General features: G+C 63.9%; 15 protein-coding genes. 8 read left to right on the top strand and 7 right to left on the bottom strand.

Annotated elements, in window-relative coordinates; all coding sequences use genetic code 11:
• Window positions 1–29 precede the first annotated feature (29 nt).
• Window positions 30–1,802 (bottom strand): cation:proton antiporter domain-containing protein, encoded by a 1,773-nt coding sequence (locus NKH33_RS04510; RefSeq protein ID WP_352818328.1) that lies wholly within the window; start codon window positions 1,800–1,802, stop codon window positions 30–32.
• Between the two features lie 452 nt (window positions 1,803–2,254).
• Between NKH33_RS04510 and NKH33_RS04505 the strand changes: the two genes are divergently transcribed.
• A complete protein-coding gene (locus tag NKH33_RS04505; RefSeq protein WP_352818324.1) occupies window positions 2,255–2,752 on the top strand; it encodes a GNAT family N-acetyltransferase in 498 nt (165 codons plus the stop codon).
• Window positions 2,753–3,024: 272 nt separating this feature from the next.
• Here NKH33_RS04505 and NKH33_RS04500 read toward each other — a convergent pair whose 3' ends face one another.
• Window positions 3,025–3,474, bottom strand: a complete 450-nt coding sequence (locus tag NKH33_RS04500; protein ID WP_352448343.1) for a baeRF12 domain-containing protein — start codon at window positions 3,472–3,474, stop codon at window positions 3,025–3,027.
• Between the two features lie 440 nt (window positions 3,475–3,914).
• On the opposite strand from NKH33_RS04500, the gene cysG reads away from it, so the two are divergent.
• From cysG to NKH33_RS04470, 6 genes are all read left to right on the top strand, one after another.
• A complete protein-coding gene (gene cysG / locus NKH33_RS04495; protein WP_352539422.1) occupies window positions 3,915–5,366 on the top strand; it encodes a siroheme synthase CysG in 1,452 nt (483 codons plus the stop codon).
• Window positions 5,363–5,668 carry a DUF2849 domain-containing protein gene (locus tag NKH33_RS04490; protein WP_352469417.1) on the top strand — a complete coding sequence of 102 codons (306 nt, stop codon included), beginning with the start codon at window positions 5,363–5,365 and terminating at the stop codon, window positions 5,666–5,668. Before cysG ends, NKH33_RS04490 begins: the two co-directional genes overlap by 4 nt.
• Before the next feature lie 73 nt (window positions 5,669–5,741).
• Entirely contained in the window at window positions 5,742–7,412 is a 1,671-nt protein-coding gene (locus tag NKH33_RS04485; RefSeq protein WP_352469418.1) for a nitrite/sulfite reductase, read from the top strand.
• Window positions 7,387–8,151: a phosphoadenylyl-sulfate reductase gene (locus tag NKH33_RS04480; RefSeq protein WP_352448339.1), complete on the top strand. Its 765-nt coding sequence runs from the start codon at window positions 7,387–7,389 to the stop codon at window positions 8,149–8,151. Before NKH33_RS04485 ends, NKH33_RS04480 begins: the two co-directional genes overlap by 26 nt.
• A gap of 207 nt (window positions 8,152–8,358) precedes the next feature.
• On the top strand, window positions 8,359–8,895 hold the full coding sequence (locus tag NKH33_RS04475; RefSeq protein WP_352539420.1) for a DUF934 domain-containing protein: 537 nt from the start codon (window positions 8,359–8,361) through the stop codon (window positions 8,893–8,895).
• A gap of 137 nt (window positions 8,896–9,032) precedes the next feature.
• The gene (locus tag NKH33_RS04470; protein WP_352539419.1) at window positions 9,033–9,653 is read left to right on the top strand and encodes a DJ-1/PfpI family protein; all 621 of its coding nucleotides are present in this window, start codon (window positions 9,033–9,035) and stop codon (window positions 9,651–9,653) included.
• 147 nt (window positions 9,654–9,800) lie between these two features.
• Here NKH33_RS04470 and NKH33_RS04465 read toward each other — a convergent pair whose 3' ends face one another.
• Complete coding sequence (locus NKH33_RS04465; protein ID WP_352469420.1) at window positions 9,801–10,823, bottom strand: fatty acid desaturase; 1,023 nt, start codon at window positions 10,821–10,823, stop codon at window positions 9,801–9,803.
• 126 nt (window positions 10,824–10,949) lie between these two features.
• Window positions 10,950–11,153 (bottom strand): hypothetical protein, encoded by a 204-nt coding sequence (locus tag NKH33_RS04460; RefSeq protein ID WP_023675249.1) that lies wholly within the window; start codon window positions 11,151–11,153, stop codon window positions 10,950–10,952.
• A gap of 236 nt (window positions 11,154–11,389) precedes the next feature.
• On the opposite strand from NKH33_RS04460, the gene grpE reads away from it, so the two are divergent.
• Window positions 11,390–12,025, top strand: a complete 636-nt coding sequence (grpE, locus tag NKH33_RS04455; protein ID WP_023675250.1) for a nucleotide exchange factor GrpE — start codon at window positions 11,390–11,392, stop codon at window positions 12,023–12,025.
• Between the two features lie 120 nt (window positions 12,026–12,145).
• Here grpE and olsB read toward each other — a convergent pair whose 3' ends face one another.
• The 3 genes from olsB to acuI all read right to left on the bottom strand — a co-directional run bounded on the left by olsB (window position 12,146) and on the right by acuI (window position 16,537).
• The gene (olsB, locus tag NKH33_RS04450) at window positions 12,146–13,021 is read right to left on the bottom strand and encodes a l-ornithine N(alpha)-acyltransferase (protein ID WP_023675251.1); all 876 of its coding nucleotides are present in this window, start codon (window positions 13,019–13,021) and stop codon (window positions 12,146–12,148) included.
• A gap of 149 nt (window positions 13,022–13,170) precedes the next feature.
• Window positions 13,171–15,459 (bottom strand): PAS domain-containing hybrid sensor histidine kinase/response regulator, encoded by a 2,289-nt coding sequence (locus NKH33_RS04445; RefSeq protein ID WP_352918314.1) that lies wholly within the window; start codon window positions 15,457–15,459, stop codon window positions 13,171–13,173.
• Window positions 15,460–15,547: 88 nt separating this feature from the next.
• Window positions 15,548–16,537, bottom strand: a complete 990-nt coding sequence (acuI, locus tag NKH33_RS04440) for an acrylyl-CoA reductase (NADPH) (protein WP_352918312.1) — start codon at window positions 16,535–16,537, stop codon at window positions 15,548–15,550.
• Window positions 16,538–16,576 lie beyond the last annotated feature (39 nt).

The raw sequence follows: 16,576 nt of genomic DNA, 5'->3' as shown, positions 1-16,576 counted from the left end.
GACCGCAACGCTGGCGGGGCAGCGCAGGCTTAGGCTGCCGTGGGCGCTTTCGGTGCTGCCGTCACCACCTCGACGATTCCGCGGGCGATCTCGCGTTCGCCCATGATGACGGTGTCGGCACCAAGGTTTTTGAGGTGCTCGACCTCGGCATCGGAATGGGCGCGGGCGATGATTTCGATTGCCGGATTGGCGGCGCGGGCGCGCAGCACGACCTGCCCGGCCTCGAAGGCGTTGGGAATGGCCAGGATCAGCCGCTTCGCGCCCGCGGGATTGGATGCGGCGAACACGTCGCCACTCGCCGCGTTGCCGGGTACGGTTTCGACGCCTTCGGCCTTGAGTTTCGCCAACGTCTTGTCGGCATCCTCGATGACGAGGAAGGGCAGGGCGGCCTGCTTCAGCGATGTACCGACAAGGCTGCCGACGCGGCCGTAGCCGATCAGGATGGTGTGGCCGGTCAGCCTCGTCCTGGGCGGTGGGCCATCCTCGTTAGCAGGCGCCGCGACCGAAGCCACCTGGCCGGGCTCGGTCGCCGGGCCGATCGGCCTTGCTTCGCCGGACGGCGCCGTCCTGCCGGCGCGTGCTTCCAGCCAGGGTTTCATCCGGTCGACGGCAAGAAACATCAGCGGATTGAGGACGATCGACAGGATGGCGCCGGCGAGGATGAGGTCGCGGCCTTGTTCGGGCAGCAGTTTCAGCCCGACGCCGAGTTCAGCCAGGATGAACGAGAATTCGCCGATCTGGGCTAGGCTTGCCGAAATCATCAATGCGGTTGCGACCGGATAGCGGAAGACGACGACGATAACAAAGGCTGCCAGCGACTTGCCGACAACGATGATGGCCAGCGTCGCCAGGATCGGCCAGCCATTGCTGATCACGCTGAACGGGTCGAACAGCATGCCGACCGAAACGAAGAACAGCACGGAAAAGGCGTCGCGCAGCGGCAGCGATTCCTCAGCCGCCCGGTGGCTGAGCTCGGATTCGCTCATGATCATGCCGGCGAAGAAAGCGCCAAGAGCCAGTGACACGCCGAACAGCTTGGCCGCGCCGAAGGCGACGCCAAGCGCAATCGCAAGCACCGCCAACCGGAACAGTTCGCGCGATCCGGTATGGGCGACGTAGTGCAGGACCCAGGGGATAAGCCGGCGGCCGACCACCAGCATGACCAAGACAAAGGCCGCGACCTTGGCCAGTGTGACGGCGACGACGCCCCAGACGCCGTAGCTCGCCGGCAGCGACAGCAGACCGCTGGAGTGCACCTCCACCTGCTCTTGGCCGCCGAGCACGCCGGCCAATGCCGGCAAAAGCACCAGCGCCAGCACCATCGCCAGATCCTCGACGATCAGCCAGCCGACGGCGATGCGGCCGCGCTCGGTCTCGATCAGCCGCCGCTCCTGCAGGGCGCGCAACAGCACCACGGTCGAGGCCACGGAAAGCGCCAGGCCAAAGACCAGTCCCGCGCCCATCGACCAGCCGAGCATCCAGGCAAGGCCGGCGCCGAGGGCTGTCGCGAAGCCGATCTGCACAATGGCGCCGGGCACGGCGATGGCGCGGACCGACAACAGGTCCTTCAGCGAGAAATGCAGGCCGACGCCGAACATCAGCAGGATGACGCCGATCTCGGCAAGTTCATTGGCGAGGCCGGCATCGGCGACGAAACCCGGCGTGTTCGGTCCAACCAGAACGCCGGCGACGAGGTAGCCTACCAGCGGCGGCACGCGAAAACGGTTGGCAAGTGCGCCGAAGACGAAAGCCAGCCCCAGACCGGCGACGATGGTGGCGATAAGGGGCGTGTCATGCGGCATTGTCTATGGAGCGCCTTCAGGAATCGCGATGTCGGATATGCGCCGTCCAATGGCCGCCGCCTTGGCAGTATGGAGGCTGGGACAGTCGCGAGACAACCCGCAATCCCCATGAAATCGATGGCAAGGCGGCAAAAAGGCGTTGAGCCGGCAAGATTTGCCGCTACGGCGCGCGTGCTCCAGGCAGGCGATTGATACGGAAAAGGGCTTATCCCGTTCGCACAGGCAGATGCTGCTAATTGTGCATTTATAGAACTGGGATTCATCCGTTTAGCAGACCGAAGCGGACCTCGGATGGAAGATGGGTGCGACGCATCAGGCGCGATTCGCCAATCCGTGTCCTGTCAGATCGTGGCAGCCTCCTACTGCGCCACAGACGTTTTTGAAGCCGGGCGCTTGCGGATGAGACAATCTTCGACAAAGACCTCGGGAACCCGGAGAGCCTTGGAGGAAGTATGGTTAAAATCGCCAATACAGCCGCAGAGCACATTGAGAGTTTCCATGCGGCTCTCGACGTGGTCGCGCGGGAGAGAAAATACCTGACCATGCTGGAAGCGTTCCCGCTTCCTGAGACACGCGATTTCGTTTTGAACATGATTAAGCAGCGAAACCCGCATATCGTAGCGACGGAAGGAGACCGTGTTGTGGGATGGTGCGACATCACCCGCCATTTCTTTCCATCCCACGCTCATCGCGGAAGTTTAGCGATGGGAATCATACCCGATTATCGTGGACAAGGATTGGGCCGTCGCCTTATCACCGCCGCCTTGGAAAAGGCTCGGCAAGAAAACTTCGTTCGCGTTGAACTCTCGGTGCACGCCGATAATAGCCGGGCCATAACGCTGTATGAAAAAACTGGTTTTGTTACGGAGGGTGTCCTCAGGCGTGGCGTTTGCATTGATGGTCGCTATTTTGACACCATCTGCATGGCCGTGATGCTCGACGGTCAATGACGATGCTGGCGCATCCCGACCGACGTTTTGTCGCCGTGATCCTGCTAATTAACTTCGGATGTTTTCCGTCGGCGCCAGATCAGCTTTGAACGCTGGCGACCCCCTCTCCCCGTCCTTCACGGGGTCCGGAGGGCGGGCGAGACAAGCGGCTCGCCCAGGAATGGGTAAGGGTGAGGGGAGCGCAAACCTGATGCGGTTGTCCTCGCCTGCCCCAGCCTGGGACCTGCCCCAGCCTAGGATTAGTAAGGAAATTACACGCCGCCGATGCCCGATCAGGTCGCCTGCAGCAGGCTCTCGATATCGGGTATGCTGTGGTTGGTCAGCGTCTTTGGAATTTCGGCCGTTATCTTGTCGGTGACCTCCTTGTGCAGCTTCCTGCGCATGTCGCCCAGCACCGGCGGCGGCGCGATCAGCACGATCTCCTTGAAGCTGCCGCGATGCGCGAGCTTGTAGAGCCTGTCGGCAATCTCTTCGGCAAAACGCTCCTTGCCGAGACGGTGCCAGTCGGTGTCCTCGACCGCACTGCGGTGGACGGAAGGGCCGTCGCTGTAGCGGCCGGGGCGGTCCGTGCCTTGTTCTCGGGTTGCCGGATTTTCCTGCTCCATCTCGTGCACGACCTGAAGGTCGGGATATTGGACGTCTCCACGGTTCTCGAGGAACAGCGCCTTTTCGCCATCTGCCACCACGATCCATAGTCCGCGTTTCAGTCTGACGTTGCTCATGGGGCGCTCCTTTTTTGATTTTTCGAGCCCATCGCCGGGCCTTTGCCGCAGGGGTGTGACCGGGCCTGGGTCCATAGGGCAAACGCGTGCCGAGGCGGGAATGTTCCGGCACTCGGACCCGGTGCTCCGACAGGGGTCGGCGAGAGTGCGGGGCTGCCGTCGATCGCTCGGTCAGCATCCGGCGGCTTAATCTACTAAATTGATAGAATTTAGAAAAATCTGTTTTGTGGTTAGCTCCTCCGGCCGCTAAAAAGGCAGCGGATCAAGGGCTGCAACAGCAGCTTCAATCTGCCCCGCATTTGAATGTGGAATATTTTTCTCTTGGCCTTCATGCTTGCAGAAAAGAGATTGCCTGCTACGAAGCGATGCGCGAGTGGGTGCCTTCTGGTTTTTCGCGCCTCCGCGTAGAACTGACAAACGGTTCCAGGATTCCGCTCGTCATGCCGCAAGCCACACCCAAGCTCAATGCCTTTCCCGTCTTCATGCGGGTCGAGGGCGAAGCCATAGCCATCGTCGGCGGCGCAGAGGAAGCGCTGGCCAAGGCGCGGCTGCTCGCGCAGTCGAGCGCTGTGCTGCGCATCGTCAGCGATGAAACAAGCCCGGAGCTGCTGGCCTTTATCGCCGAGACGGGGGCCGCCCACATCGCCGACGTCTATGATGCAGCACATCTCAATGGTGCGGTGATGGTGTTTGCCGCCAGCGGCGACGAGGCGCTCGATCGCCGCGTTGCCGGGGATGCGCGCCGGCTGGGCATTCCGGTCAATGCCGTCGACCGGCCGGAGCTATGCGATTTCTTCACGCCGGCACTGGTCAACCGCGCGCCGGTCGCCATTGCCATCGGCACGGAAGGTGCCGGCCCGGTGCTGGCGCAGATGCTGCGCAGCCGCATCGACCGCATGCTGGCGCCCTCGCTCGGGCCGCTCGCGGCGCTCGCCGCATCTTTTCGCGACACCGCCGAAAGACTGCTGCCGAAGGGCAATGCCCGCCGCCGCTTCTGGAGCGATTTCTTTGGCGGCGCGCCGGCCCGCGCTGTCGAGGCAGGCGAGCTTTCGCAGGCGCATGATGCGGCCGTCGGCTTGCTGCTTTCGACAGAACCGGCATCGGGCCATATCGCGCTTGTAGGCGCCGGTCCAGGCGCCGAGGACCTTTTGACGCTGCGCGCCCATCGCCTGCTGATGGAAGCCGACGTGATCGTCCATGACGCGCTGGTGCCGGAGGCGATCGTCGCAATGGGCCGTCGCGATGCCGAGCGCCTGCCGGTCGGCAAGCGCAAGGGCTGCCATTCCAAGAGCCAGGCCGAGATCAATGCGCTGCTGGTCGAGCTTGGCCACGCCGGCAAGCGTGTCGTGCGGCTGAAGTCCGGCGACCCGCTGGTGTTCGGCCGGGCCGGCGAGGAGATGGCGGCACTTCGCGATGCCGGCGTCGCCTACGAAGTGGTTCCGGGCGTCACCGCGGCCTTCGCCGCCGCCGCCGATTTCGAACTGCCGCTGACGCTGCGCGGCGTGTCGTCGTCGATGGTGTTCACCACCGGCCATGACCTCAAGGGAAATTCGCTGCCCGACTGGGCAAAGCTCGCCATTTCCGGCGCGACGGTCGCCGTCTATATGGGCCGCTCGGTCGCCGCCGAGGTCGCCGGCCGGCTGATCGAAGCCGGCCTGTCGCCGGATACGGCCGTCGCCGTGGTCGAGAATGCCAGCCTTGCCAACCGCCGCCGTTTCCACGGCACGCTCGCCGACCTGCCGTCGCTGGAGGCGCGCGCCGACCTCAGCGGCCCGGTGATGACCATCATCGGCGACGCGGTCGCCGGGGCCAATTTCGAACGGTCCGAGCCGCTGGCGGCACACAGGCAGGAAAGCGTGGCGAGTGCTGCCGCGCAAGGAGTGAGCCAATGAAAGTCCTGACCGCGAACCGCCTCGCCGACGGCATAGCCGTCTGGTACGCCAATGGCGGCTGGGCCGAGATCATCGACCATGCCGACATCGCCCATGACAAGGCGGCCGAGGACCGGCTGGAGGCAATCGGCGCCAAGGCCTCCGCCAACAACGAAGTGGTCGACGTCAACCTGATAGACGTGACCGTGGCCAACGGCACGGTCGAAGCGGTCCGGCTGCGTGAAAAGATCCGTGCCGCCGGCCCGACCACCCGCAACGACCTGGGCAAGCAGGCCCGTCCGCAAGCCGCACGCGCGGCATAGATGACACAAGCATGATCCCGATCATGCTCGAACGAAGAAAATAACGGGCGGACGCGCCCGGAAAGACCTGAATATGTACCGTTACGATGAGTTCGACCACGATTTCGTCAAGGCCCGCGTCGCCGAGTTCAGCGACCAGGTCGCGCGGCGCCTTGCCGGCGAGATCACCGAGGACCAGTTCCGGCCGCTGCGGCTGATGAACGGCGTCTATCTGCAGCTGCATGCCTATATGCTGCGCATCGCGGTGCCCTACGGCACGCTGAACAGCAAGCAGCTGCGCATGCTCGGCCACATCGCCCGCAAATACGACAAAGGTTACGGCCATTTCACGACGCGCCAGAACATCCAGTTCAACTGGCCGGCGCTGTCGGACATCCCGGCGATCCTGGCTGATCTGGCAAGCGTCGAGATGCACGCCATCCAGACCAGCGGCAATTGCATCCGCAACGTCACCGCCGACCACTTCGCCGGCGCCGCCGCTGACGAGGTTGCCGATCCGCGCCCCTATGCCGAAATCCTGCGGCAATGGTCCTCGGTGCATCCGGAGTTCTCGTTCCTGCCGCGAAAATTCAAGATCGCGGTGACCGGCGCCGAGCGCGACCGCGCCGCCATCCAGACGCACGACATCGGCTTGCATCTGAAGAAGAACGCCGCCGGCGAGCTCGGTTTCGCCGTCTATGTCGGCGGCGGCCAGGGCCGCACGCCAATGGTCGCCAAGAAGATCCGCGATTTCCTGCCCGAAGCGGATCTGTTGTCCTACTGCACGGCGATCCTGCGCGTTTACAACCTCTATGGCCGGCGCGACAACAAGTTCAAGGCGCGCATCAAGATCCTGGTCCATGAGACCGGCGTCGAGGAGATCACCCGCCAGGTCGAGGCCGAATGGCAGGAGTTGAAGGACGCCGAGCTGAGGCTGCCGGAAGAAGACATCCGCGCCATCGATGCCTATTTCGCGCCGCCTCCGCTTGTCGACCGGCCGGAAGGCGACGAGGCGGTCAAGCTTGCCCGCCTCGACTCCAAGAGCTTTTCCGAATGGCTGGATCAGAATGTGGTCACCCATCGCCATCCGGACTACGCGGCGGTGACCATCTCGCTCAAGGGCATCGGCGAGACGCCGGGCGATGCCTCCGACAGCCAGATGGAAGCGGTCGCCGACATTGCCGAAAAATATTCATTCGACGAGCTGCGCGTCAGTCACGAGCAGAACCTGATCCTGCCGCATGTCGCGCGGGCCGACCTCAAGGCGGTCTATGACGCGCTTGTCGATATCGGGCTGGCGACGGCCAATTCCAACCTGATCAGCGACATCATCTCCTGCCCCGGCCTTGACTATTGCGCGCTGGCAACGGCGCGTTCCATTCCCGTGGCGCAGGAAATCTCGCGGCGCTTTGCTTCGCTGGAGCGCCAGCGCGACATCGGCGAATTGAAGCTGAAGATTTCCGGCTGCATCAATGCCTGCGGCCATCACCATGTCGGCCATATAGGCATCCTGGGCGTCGAGAAGAAAGGCGCCGAGCTTTACCAGGTGACGCTCGGCGGCTCGGCCGACGAGAACACCTCGGTCGGCGAGATCATCGGCCGCGGCTTCAGTTCGGAAGAGATCACCGATGCCATCGAGCAGATCGTCGAGACCTATCTCGGGCTTCGGCTGGACAGAAACGAAAGATTCATCGACGCCTACCGCCGAGTCGGTCCCGCGCCGTTCAAGGAGGCGCTCTATGCTGGCGAAGCCAAGGCCGCTTGACCGTATCGTCGACGTGGAGGCCGGCATCGCCGCCCAAGCGGCGGGTCTCGACGCGCTCTACGGCCATCTGAAGCCGCTGGAGATCATCGAGCGGTCGACCCGGGAGTTCTTTCACGGCGAAATCGCCGCCGTCTCGTCCTTCGGCGCGGATTCGGCGGTGCTGCTGCACATGATCGCCGAGATCGACCGCACGCTGCCGGTGATCTTTCTCGACACCGGCAAGCATTTCGAGGAAACGCTCGGCTATCGTGACGCGCTGGCCGCCGATTTCGGGCTGAGCGATATCCGGGTGATCAGGCCCGACGATGCGGCGCTGGCAAGGATCGACCCGACCGGCAATCTGAACGAGACGGACACCGACGCCTGCTGCGACGTGCGCAAGGTCGAGCCGCTGGCGCGCGGCGTTGAGCCGTTCCGCGCCTGGTTCACCGGCCGCAAGCGCTTCCAGGCGGCGACCCGGGCAGCGCTCCCAGTGTTCGAGGCGGTCGGCTCGCGCATCCGCATCAATCCGCTGGCGCACTGGACGACATCGGACCAGGCCGGCTACATGCGCGCGCATGCGCTGCGTGAAAACCCGCTGGTCGCCTATGGCTATCTGTCGATCGGCTGTTTCCCATGCACGCAGCCGGTGCAACCGGGCGACGATGCGCGCAGCGGCCGCTGGGCCGGGCACGCCAAGACCGAATGCGGCATCCACTTGTCGGGGCTGGAAAGGTCGCTGACCGACGCATCACTTTAGGGTATATTGATATTCAGCCGGCCTTCAAACGGCGGCTTCCTGCGCTTCCGGCGCTCACGTACCCAAAGTACGCTCCGCTCCGGTTCTCGGAAGCCACGCAGTTTGGTCGCTTCGCGCCCGCCTTCGGCTCCGGCTCGGCCTGACCTGAATCTCAACGCACCCTGAGGTGTTTTGCACTTAGAATCTTTGGACTTGGGAATTTTCTTGATGAGCGACTTGATAGCCGAAAACGCCATGCGGCTGTGGACACCGGATGGGTTCCGCGAGGACGAGTGGGTTCATGCCGAAAGCGCCGAGGCGCTGGTCGGCAATGGCCGTTTCATCCTGCCGTTGCAGGCGTTTCTGGGCCTCGATCCGGAGGTGCGGCGGTCGGCGAAGGAGCGCATCGGTGTGCTGCTGCAGCCCGGCGATCAGCTTGAGAAGATCGCAGGCCTGCTCGATCAGCTGTCGCTGGTTGCGCTGGCGTTTCCGGCGTTCAATGACGGCCGCTCGTTCTCCAAGGGCGAATTGCTGCGCAGCCGTTATCATTTTGCAGGCGCTATGCGCGCCACCGGGCAGGTGCTGATCGATCAGCTGCCGCATATGCTGCGCGTCGGCTTCGATGAATTCGAGGTATCGCACCCGGTGCTGCTGAAGCGGCTCGAGCAAGGCCGCACCGGCGGACTGCCGCTGTTCTATCAGCCGGCGGTGAAGCCGGAGGCCAAAGGCCCGAAATATTCCTGGCGGCGGGTGCGCGCCGGCTGATCCGCTCCAGAGGGCCAGAAGCCCTGTCTGGTCGGACCACATTCCCGATTCAGCCTTTTATTTTGCGCCTCTCCGCCTTAGGATAGGCCCATTATTTCGCGATCCGAATAAATGTGGCCACAAGGGAGGAACCGGGTATGGCTGGCAAGAAGATATTGATGCTCGTTGGCGAGTTCAGCGAGGAGTACGAGATTTTCGTCTTTGAACAGGCCATGCATGCGGTGGGCCACACCGTCCATGTCGTTTGCCCCGACAAGAAGGCCGGCGATATCCTGAAGACCTCCCTGCACGACTTCGAGGGCCACCAGACCTATACGGAAAAGCTCGGCCACGACTACATCCTCAACAAGACGTTTTCCGAGGTCAATCCGGCCGACTACGATGCCGTCTACGCGGCGGGCGGGCGCGGGCCGGAATATATCCGCATCGACAAGCGCGTGCAGGCGCTGGTGCGGCATTTCCATGAGACGGGAAAACCGATCTTCACCATCTGCCACGGCGTGCAGATCCTGATCGCGGTCGACGGCGTGGTGCGCGGCAGGGAAGTCGCGGCGCTGCAATATTGCGAGCCGGAAGTCACGCTGGCCGGCGGCATCTATATCGATGTTGCGCCGACCGGCGCCCATGTCGACGGCAATTTGGTGTCGGCCAAGGGCTGGCCGGGCCTTGCCGCCTTCATGCGCGAATGCCTGAAAGTGCTGGGCACCGAGATCCGCCAGGGCGAGATCCTGATGCGCGACCAGCGCCGGGCGGCTTAAGCTCGGAATGTGGAGCCCGCCGCACCCCTAACGCATGTCGCGCAAAAGTGTCAGCGGTTTTGCGATAACGGCATGCATAAACAACAACCTAAAGCGCGTCGCGTGAGGCCGGTCGAGCGCGACGCGCTTTAGGTGCGGCGGTATGCTTTACACGGCCATCCGCGCTTCGCGGAACGATACCAGCTTGCTGCGACTCTCGTCCCACAGCGCCAGCTTGACGCAGCGCAGGCTGTCGAGGAGTGTGACGCGGCCGATCTCACGCAGCTCCGGATAGTCCCTCAACACTTCCGGAAGCCGGTAGCATGGCACCTTGGCCGAGAGGTGATGCACGTGGTGGACGCCGATATTGCCGGTGATCCAGTTCAGCACCGGCGGCAGGTCGTAATAGGACGAACCGTGCAGGGCAGCGTGCTGGAATTCCCACTCGGAGTCCTTTGTCCACTCCGTCTCCTCGAACTGATGCTGGACATAAAACAGCCAGATGCCGGCCGATCCGGCGAGGATGACGATCGGCAAATGCACGACCAGGAACGCGCCGGGGCCAACGAACCAGATGAGCAGCGCGGCGATGACCGCGATGGCGAGATTGGTCGACATCGACGACACCCAGGGGGTGAAACCGCCCCGCATCATGCCCAAGGGCAGTCTCTGCTCGAAAATGAAGATCCATATCGGGCCAAGGCCAAACATCACCAGCGGATGACGATAGAGGCGATAGGCGAGCCGGCCCCGCCATGACAGTTGCCGATATTCAGCGACCGTCAGTGTCTTGATGTCGCCGGTGCCGCGCTCGTCGAGATTGCCGGCGCTGGCGTGATGGGTTGCGTGGGCGCGGCGCCAGCAATCGTAGGGCGTCAGCGTCAACACGCCAAGCACGCGGCCGATCCAGTCGTCGGCATAGCGGTTGGCAAAGAAGGAGCCGTGGCCGCAATCGTGCTGGATCATGAAGATACGCACCAGAAAGCCGGCTGCCGGAAGGATGAGGACCAGACCCCACCAATGGCCATAGGCATAAGCGGCCGAGGACAGTGCCCACAGCGTGGCGAAGGGGATGAGGGTGATGGCGAGTTCGACGGCGCTGCGACGCCTGTCGGGCTTTTTATAGCGCGACAGGATCTTCAACCAGGCGCGCTTGCTGTTTGCCACAGCTTCGGGGGAAATCATGTTCATCATGAAACATAGGCGGAGCGGCGCGCTGCCGCAAGGCGGAGATCACGCAAAGTTACTGCGGGTAAATGTCGCGCGATGGCGAGGAATTGCGGCCGCAATCGCAGGTCGCGTTGCTGGCGACGGTGTCTACCGACGGCGCCCGCCTGCGACCACCTTGGCTTCGACGCCGTCCAGGCGGTCGAGCAATTCCTTCAGACGGTCGGGAATATCGGACTCCGTGCGGAAGGCCGGTAAGGTGCGCAGAAAGCGCTTGGTCGCCTCGGTGCCGAGCTGGCGCCGGATATCGGCGGCGAGCCCGTCGCGTTTTTCGCCATTCCTGCGGGGCATCATCCAAAATCCTGTGTCGGCTTCGAAACTCTTCCAAGGGAGGAATGGTTCCCGCATTGTAGTGTCCCGGCAAGCAAAGCCGTCGGGTACGGTAAAGTTTGAATTAAAATCGAAAGGTCTGCGCCGTCCGCCATCAAGCAGCGACAGCGGCTGCAGTATCGCTTGCCCCTTGATTTTTGGCCGCTAAACCTCGATATCGGGCGCAAATCCACACCATTCGAAAATGACGGGAAACGGCGATGAGCGACCAGGCAAAAGACGAACGCGCGCCCGATGAAGCCGAGAAGACCGAGGCTGCCGCGGAGCCAAGGGAAGGTGGCGTCGACGGCGACTATGAGGCGCTTGTGCGGCTTCTGAAGGAAAACGAAGAGCTGAAGGATCGCGCGCTGCGCGTCGCGGCCGACATGGAGAATTTGCGCCGCCGTACCGCGCGGGACGTCCACGATGCGCGCGCCTATGCGGTTGCCAATTTTGCCCGCGACATGCTTTCGGTGTCAGACAATCTGCGCCGTGCGCTGGATGCCATCCCGGAGGAGGCCAAGGCGTCGGGCGATGCCGGCTTCAAGGCGCTGATCGACGGCGTCGAGATCACCGAGCGCGCCATGCTGTCGGCGCTGGAACGCCACGGCGTGAAGAAGCTTGAGCCCGAGGGCGAGAAATTCGATCCGAATTTCCACCAGGCGATGTTCGAGGTGCCCAATCCCGACGTACCGGCCAACACGGTCGTGCAGGTCGTGCAGCCCGGCTATTCGATCGGCGAGCGTGTGCTGCGGCCGGCCATGGTCGGCGTCGCCAAGGGCGGCCCCAAGCATGTCGCAAGCGAAGCGCCGGTGGAGCCGGGGCCGGTCAACGAGCAGGCTGAGAAAGATGCGTAAGTTAGGGGAGTAGGGGAATAGGGCAGTACGGGAGTAGGGAATAGCGCTACGTCGGGTAAAGTAGAGCAATTGCCTACTCGGGCCCTTGCCTTCTCTCCGCCTACTCCCCTACTGCCCTATTCAGGCCGCAAACCGCTGCGCTTCTCCACCATAATAATTGACGTAGCGGGCACCGATCTCCTTGACCGGCATCACCACGAACACGTCGACCGTCGAGAATTCACGGTCGATGACACAACCGTCGCCAATGCGCGCGCCGACGCGCAGATAGCCCTTGACCAGCGGCGGCATCGCCGCGATCGCCGCCTTGGTGTTGACGGCCTCGATCGGCATCAGATCCATGGAACAATAGCGCCCGGCGACGGCGCGCACGTCCCAGGATGAATTCGTCCGGCAGTGGTGGGCAAGATAGGTCAGCGCCTCGGCATGTGCCGCAGGCACGGTGCCGTGGAACGACGCGCAGCCGGTCATCACGCCGATGCCGTAATGGTTGATGTAGGCCCATATGCCTTGCCACAGCGCCTCGATGGTGCGCTTCGAGCGGTATTCCGGCAGAACGCAGGAGCGGCCGAGCTCGAGGAAGCGCTGGCCGGGATGCCGCGCGATGAGCTTGGTCAGCTCGAATTCACCTTCGGAATAGAAGCCGCCGGCGGCCGCGGCAATCTCCTGCCGCAGCAGGCGGTAGGTGCCGACGATGCGGCGATGCTCGGGGCCGGAAAGCGAAGTATCGAAGACCAGCAGATGATCGCAGAGGGGATCGAAGCGATCGGCATCGCGGCGGTCCTGCATCTGGAACAGGTCCTTCCTGGCACCAAGCTCGTCGTAGAACACCCGGTAGCGCACTTCCTGCGCGGCAGCGATCTCGGCCTCGTTGCGGGCGAGCCGCACTTCGAGATTGCCGATGCGGCCGAGCGATGCGCCTTTTATGACGGCATCGGCGTTCCGGCCGACGAGCAAAGGCCCGCTGGCGTTCGGCCGAGCATCACATTCCGGCATGACTGTATGCACGAGTGATTCTCCTTCGAGCCATCCCTCTTGGCACGGGGATACGGTGTAGGTGCAACAGGATTGTGACAGTACCGTGATACGGCTCTGCGGGCAATACTTCGTCGGCTGGGCAATCTATCAACCGTCTATGTTGTGCCTCAGGCGGCCGCTTGCCCTTCGACCGCATGAACCAGGGCATCGGGGTCGAGCGGCTTGGTGACGAAGCCGCTGGCACCGTGAGCGAGCACGGCGTGGCGGGTCTTTTCCTGGCTGTCGGCCGACAGCACCATGATCGGCACTGGCGGCACCGCGGTCTCCTCCTCATGGCGGCGGATGGCGGCGATGGCGTCCAGGCCGTCCATGACAGGCATATGCAAGTCCATCAGCACCACGTCGTAACGGTGCTTGTGGCCGGTGCTGATGACCGCCTCGACGGCGGCCTTGCCGTTGCCGACCACTTTCACGCGATGCCCGGCCTTCAGCAGCGTGGCGCGGGCCAGCATGGCGTTGATGTCGTTGTCCTCGGCGATCAGCACCGACAGGCCCTGCTGGCGGGCGCCAATGGCGTGCCCCGCCTGCGCGCCGCGCCTTTGCAGTTGCGGCTCGGCGATGACCGGCGCGTGGCTGGTCAAAAGCACGCGCAGCAATGTCTCGCCGCGCACCGGCCTCGCAAGGAAGGTGGCGTAACCATTGGCACGGAACTCGCCAAGCATGCCACGGTCGGTCGGTGCAATCAGCGTCACTGCCTCGCAATCGGCAAATCCGCTCTGGCGCAGGCGCCTGAGCAGCCTGCCGTCGCTTTGCTCCATGGCAGCATCGATCAGCAGCACGTCGCAGCTCTCGGCGAAAGGGGTGGCCTGGGCGGCGGCGGTGGCCAGATCGACCGTGCCGCCATTGGCGCGAATGGTGCGGGCGAGGGCTTCGGCCTCGACCAGGTTCTTCGACACGATCACGGCATGCCGGCCCGACAGCGCGTCCTGGCGGATCTGCGGCGCCTCGACGGCGGAAATAGCGGGAATCTCGAAGACGAATTCGGACCCCTGGCCAAGCCGGCTTGACACAGAGATAGTGCCGCCCATGGCGGTCACCAGGCGCTTGGAAATGGCGAGACCGAGGCCGGCACCGCCATGCGCACGGGTCGAGGTGCCGTCAGCCTGTTCGAAGTCCTCGAATATGCGCTCCATGTCCTCCTCGCGTAGACCGGGGCCGGTGTCGGTGATGGTGAAGCGGATGCGGTCGGTGGTTTCGGTGCGGACGCGGGCGATGCTTGCCAGGACGCCGCCGCTGTCGGTGAACTTGACGGCGTTGCCGATGAGATTGAGCAGCACCTGCCTGACCCTGCCGGGGTCGGCGGTGATCAGCTGCGGCACGTCGGGTTCGACATGACAGCCGAGGCCGATATCCTTGGCAAAAGCCCGCGCCGCCAAAAGCTCGATGACATTGTCGGCGATCTCGCGCACCGACATCGGCTGCGGTTCGGGATCGAAGCGGCCGGCCTCGATCTTGGAGTAGTCGAGCAGGTCCTCGATCAGCGCCAGCAGCGCGCTGGCCGAGGTCGAGATGGCGCCGACATAGGTCCGCTGCTCGGGCGAAAGGCTGGTGTCGGCGAGAAGCCGGGCCATGCCCATGATGCCGTTCATCGGCGTGCGGATCTCGTGGCTGACGGTGGCGAGGAAGCGCGATTTGGCCTGGCTCGCATATTCGGCCCGCTCGCGGGCGGTGATCAGCGAGGATTCGGCGCGCTTGCGAGCGGTGATGTCGCGGGCGATGGCGCGATGCGAAACGGCGCCGCTGTCCTTGTCGCGCACCGACAGCTCGATCCAAGAGAACCAGCGTGGGCCGTCCGGCGTGCGAATGGCGACGTCGGTGGAACTCAGGCATTCATGGTCGGAAAACGCGGCGTCGGGGACGATGCCGACATCGATGCCTAGTTCGGCCAGGGTCTTGCCGGCAAGGTCGCGCTGGTCGGTTTCGACAAGGTCGGCGAAAACCTTGTTGGCGTAGACAATGTGGCCGTCGCGGTCACGATGGACGACGAGATCGCCGAGTGCATCGATCAGCCCGCGAAAGCGCTCCTCGCTCTCCTGCATCTCCCACATGCGGTCGGCCAGCGTCTCTATTTCGGCGCGGCTGCGGGCGGTCGTGGCATCGAGCAGGGCCACCGCGCGGCGCTCGGTGCGCCTGTTGCGCAGATGCATGGCGAGCCCGGCGATGGCTGTCGCCAAAAGGCCGATGGTGATGAAGATCGGCGTCCCGGTCAGATGCGAAAAGGCTGCCAGCACGACGATGGCGACGAGCGTCAGGAAGGGCAGGCCTTCGCGGTTGGAGGCCGGCAGTTCCGGCGCCAGCGGTGGCGCGGCGACAAGCTGCCGTCCTGGCGCCGCGGGGGCCGTCCCGTCGGCCCGTTCGGCTGGTTCCGCCTCTCTGATGCCGGGTTCCGCAATCATACGGAACTCCTGCCAGACAGAGCTTATCGAAGCTTGTGGTTGATCGCTCGAATTTTAGCGGTCGCTCTCTTTTTTATCCCTTGGGGGTTCACATATCCACCACCACGCGGCCGCGGATCTTGCCCTCGACGATGTCATGTGCGGCGCCGATGATGCCGTCGAAGCCGATGCTCGTCGACAGGCTGGCAAGCTTTGCGTGGTCGAGATCGGCACTGATGCGGCGCCAGGCCTCGAGTCGGACCGCCTTCGGCGCCATCACCGAATCGATGCCGAGCAGCGAGACGCCGCGCAGGATGAAGGGGGCGACGCTTGCCGGCAGGTCCATGCCGCCGGCGAGGCCGCAAGCGGCGACGGCGCCGCCATAGGAGGTCATCGACAGAACGTTGGCCAGCGTGTGACTGCCGACCGCATCGACGCCGCCGGCCCAGCGTTCCTTGGCGAGCGGTTTTGCCGGCTGGGTGAGCTCGTCGCGTGAAATCACTTCCGCGGCGCCGAGGTCGATCAGATAGGGGCTTTCGGCAGCGCGGCCGGTCGAGGCGATGACATGATAGCCGAGGCTGGACAGGATCGAGACCGCGACCGAGCCGACGCCACCGGCAGCGCCGGTCACCACCACCGGGCCGCGATCGGGCACGATGCCGTGGCGCTCCAGCGCGATGACGCAAAGCATGGCGGTGTAGCCGGCGGTGCCGACTGCCATCGCATCATGCGGGCTCATGCCGTCCGGCAACGGCACCAGCCAGTCGCCCTTGACGCGGGCGCGCCCTGCAAAGGCGCCGAAATGCGTCTCGCCGACGCCCCAGCCGTTCAATATGACCTTGTCACCCTTGCGCCAGCCAGGATTGGAAGACGAGATGACGGTGCCGGCGAAATCGATGCCCGGCACCAGCGGCCAGCGGCGGATCACCGGCGCCTTGCCGGTAATTGCAAGACCGTCCTTGTAGTTCACCGTCGTCGCTTCGACCGCGACGGTGACGTCGCCCTCCATCAGGTCTGCCTCGGTAAGCTCGGTCACCGCGACCGACTGGTTTTTCTCGGCGTCGCGCGAAACGAGGATGGCTTTGAAGGTTTCGGGCATTTTTTCTCCTCGGGCTTGCAGATCAGAATGTGCGGCGCC

The organism is Mesorhizobium sp. M1182 (genome assembly GCF_040318335.1).
Classification (GTDB): Bacteria; Pseudomonadota; Alphaproteobacteria; order Rhizobiales; family Rhizobiaceae; genus Mesorhizobium.
Note: the sequence above shows the minus strand (reverse complement) of the source record. Positions and strands in the feature narration are given on the sequence as shown.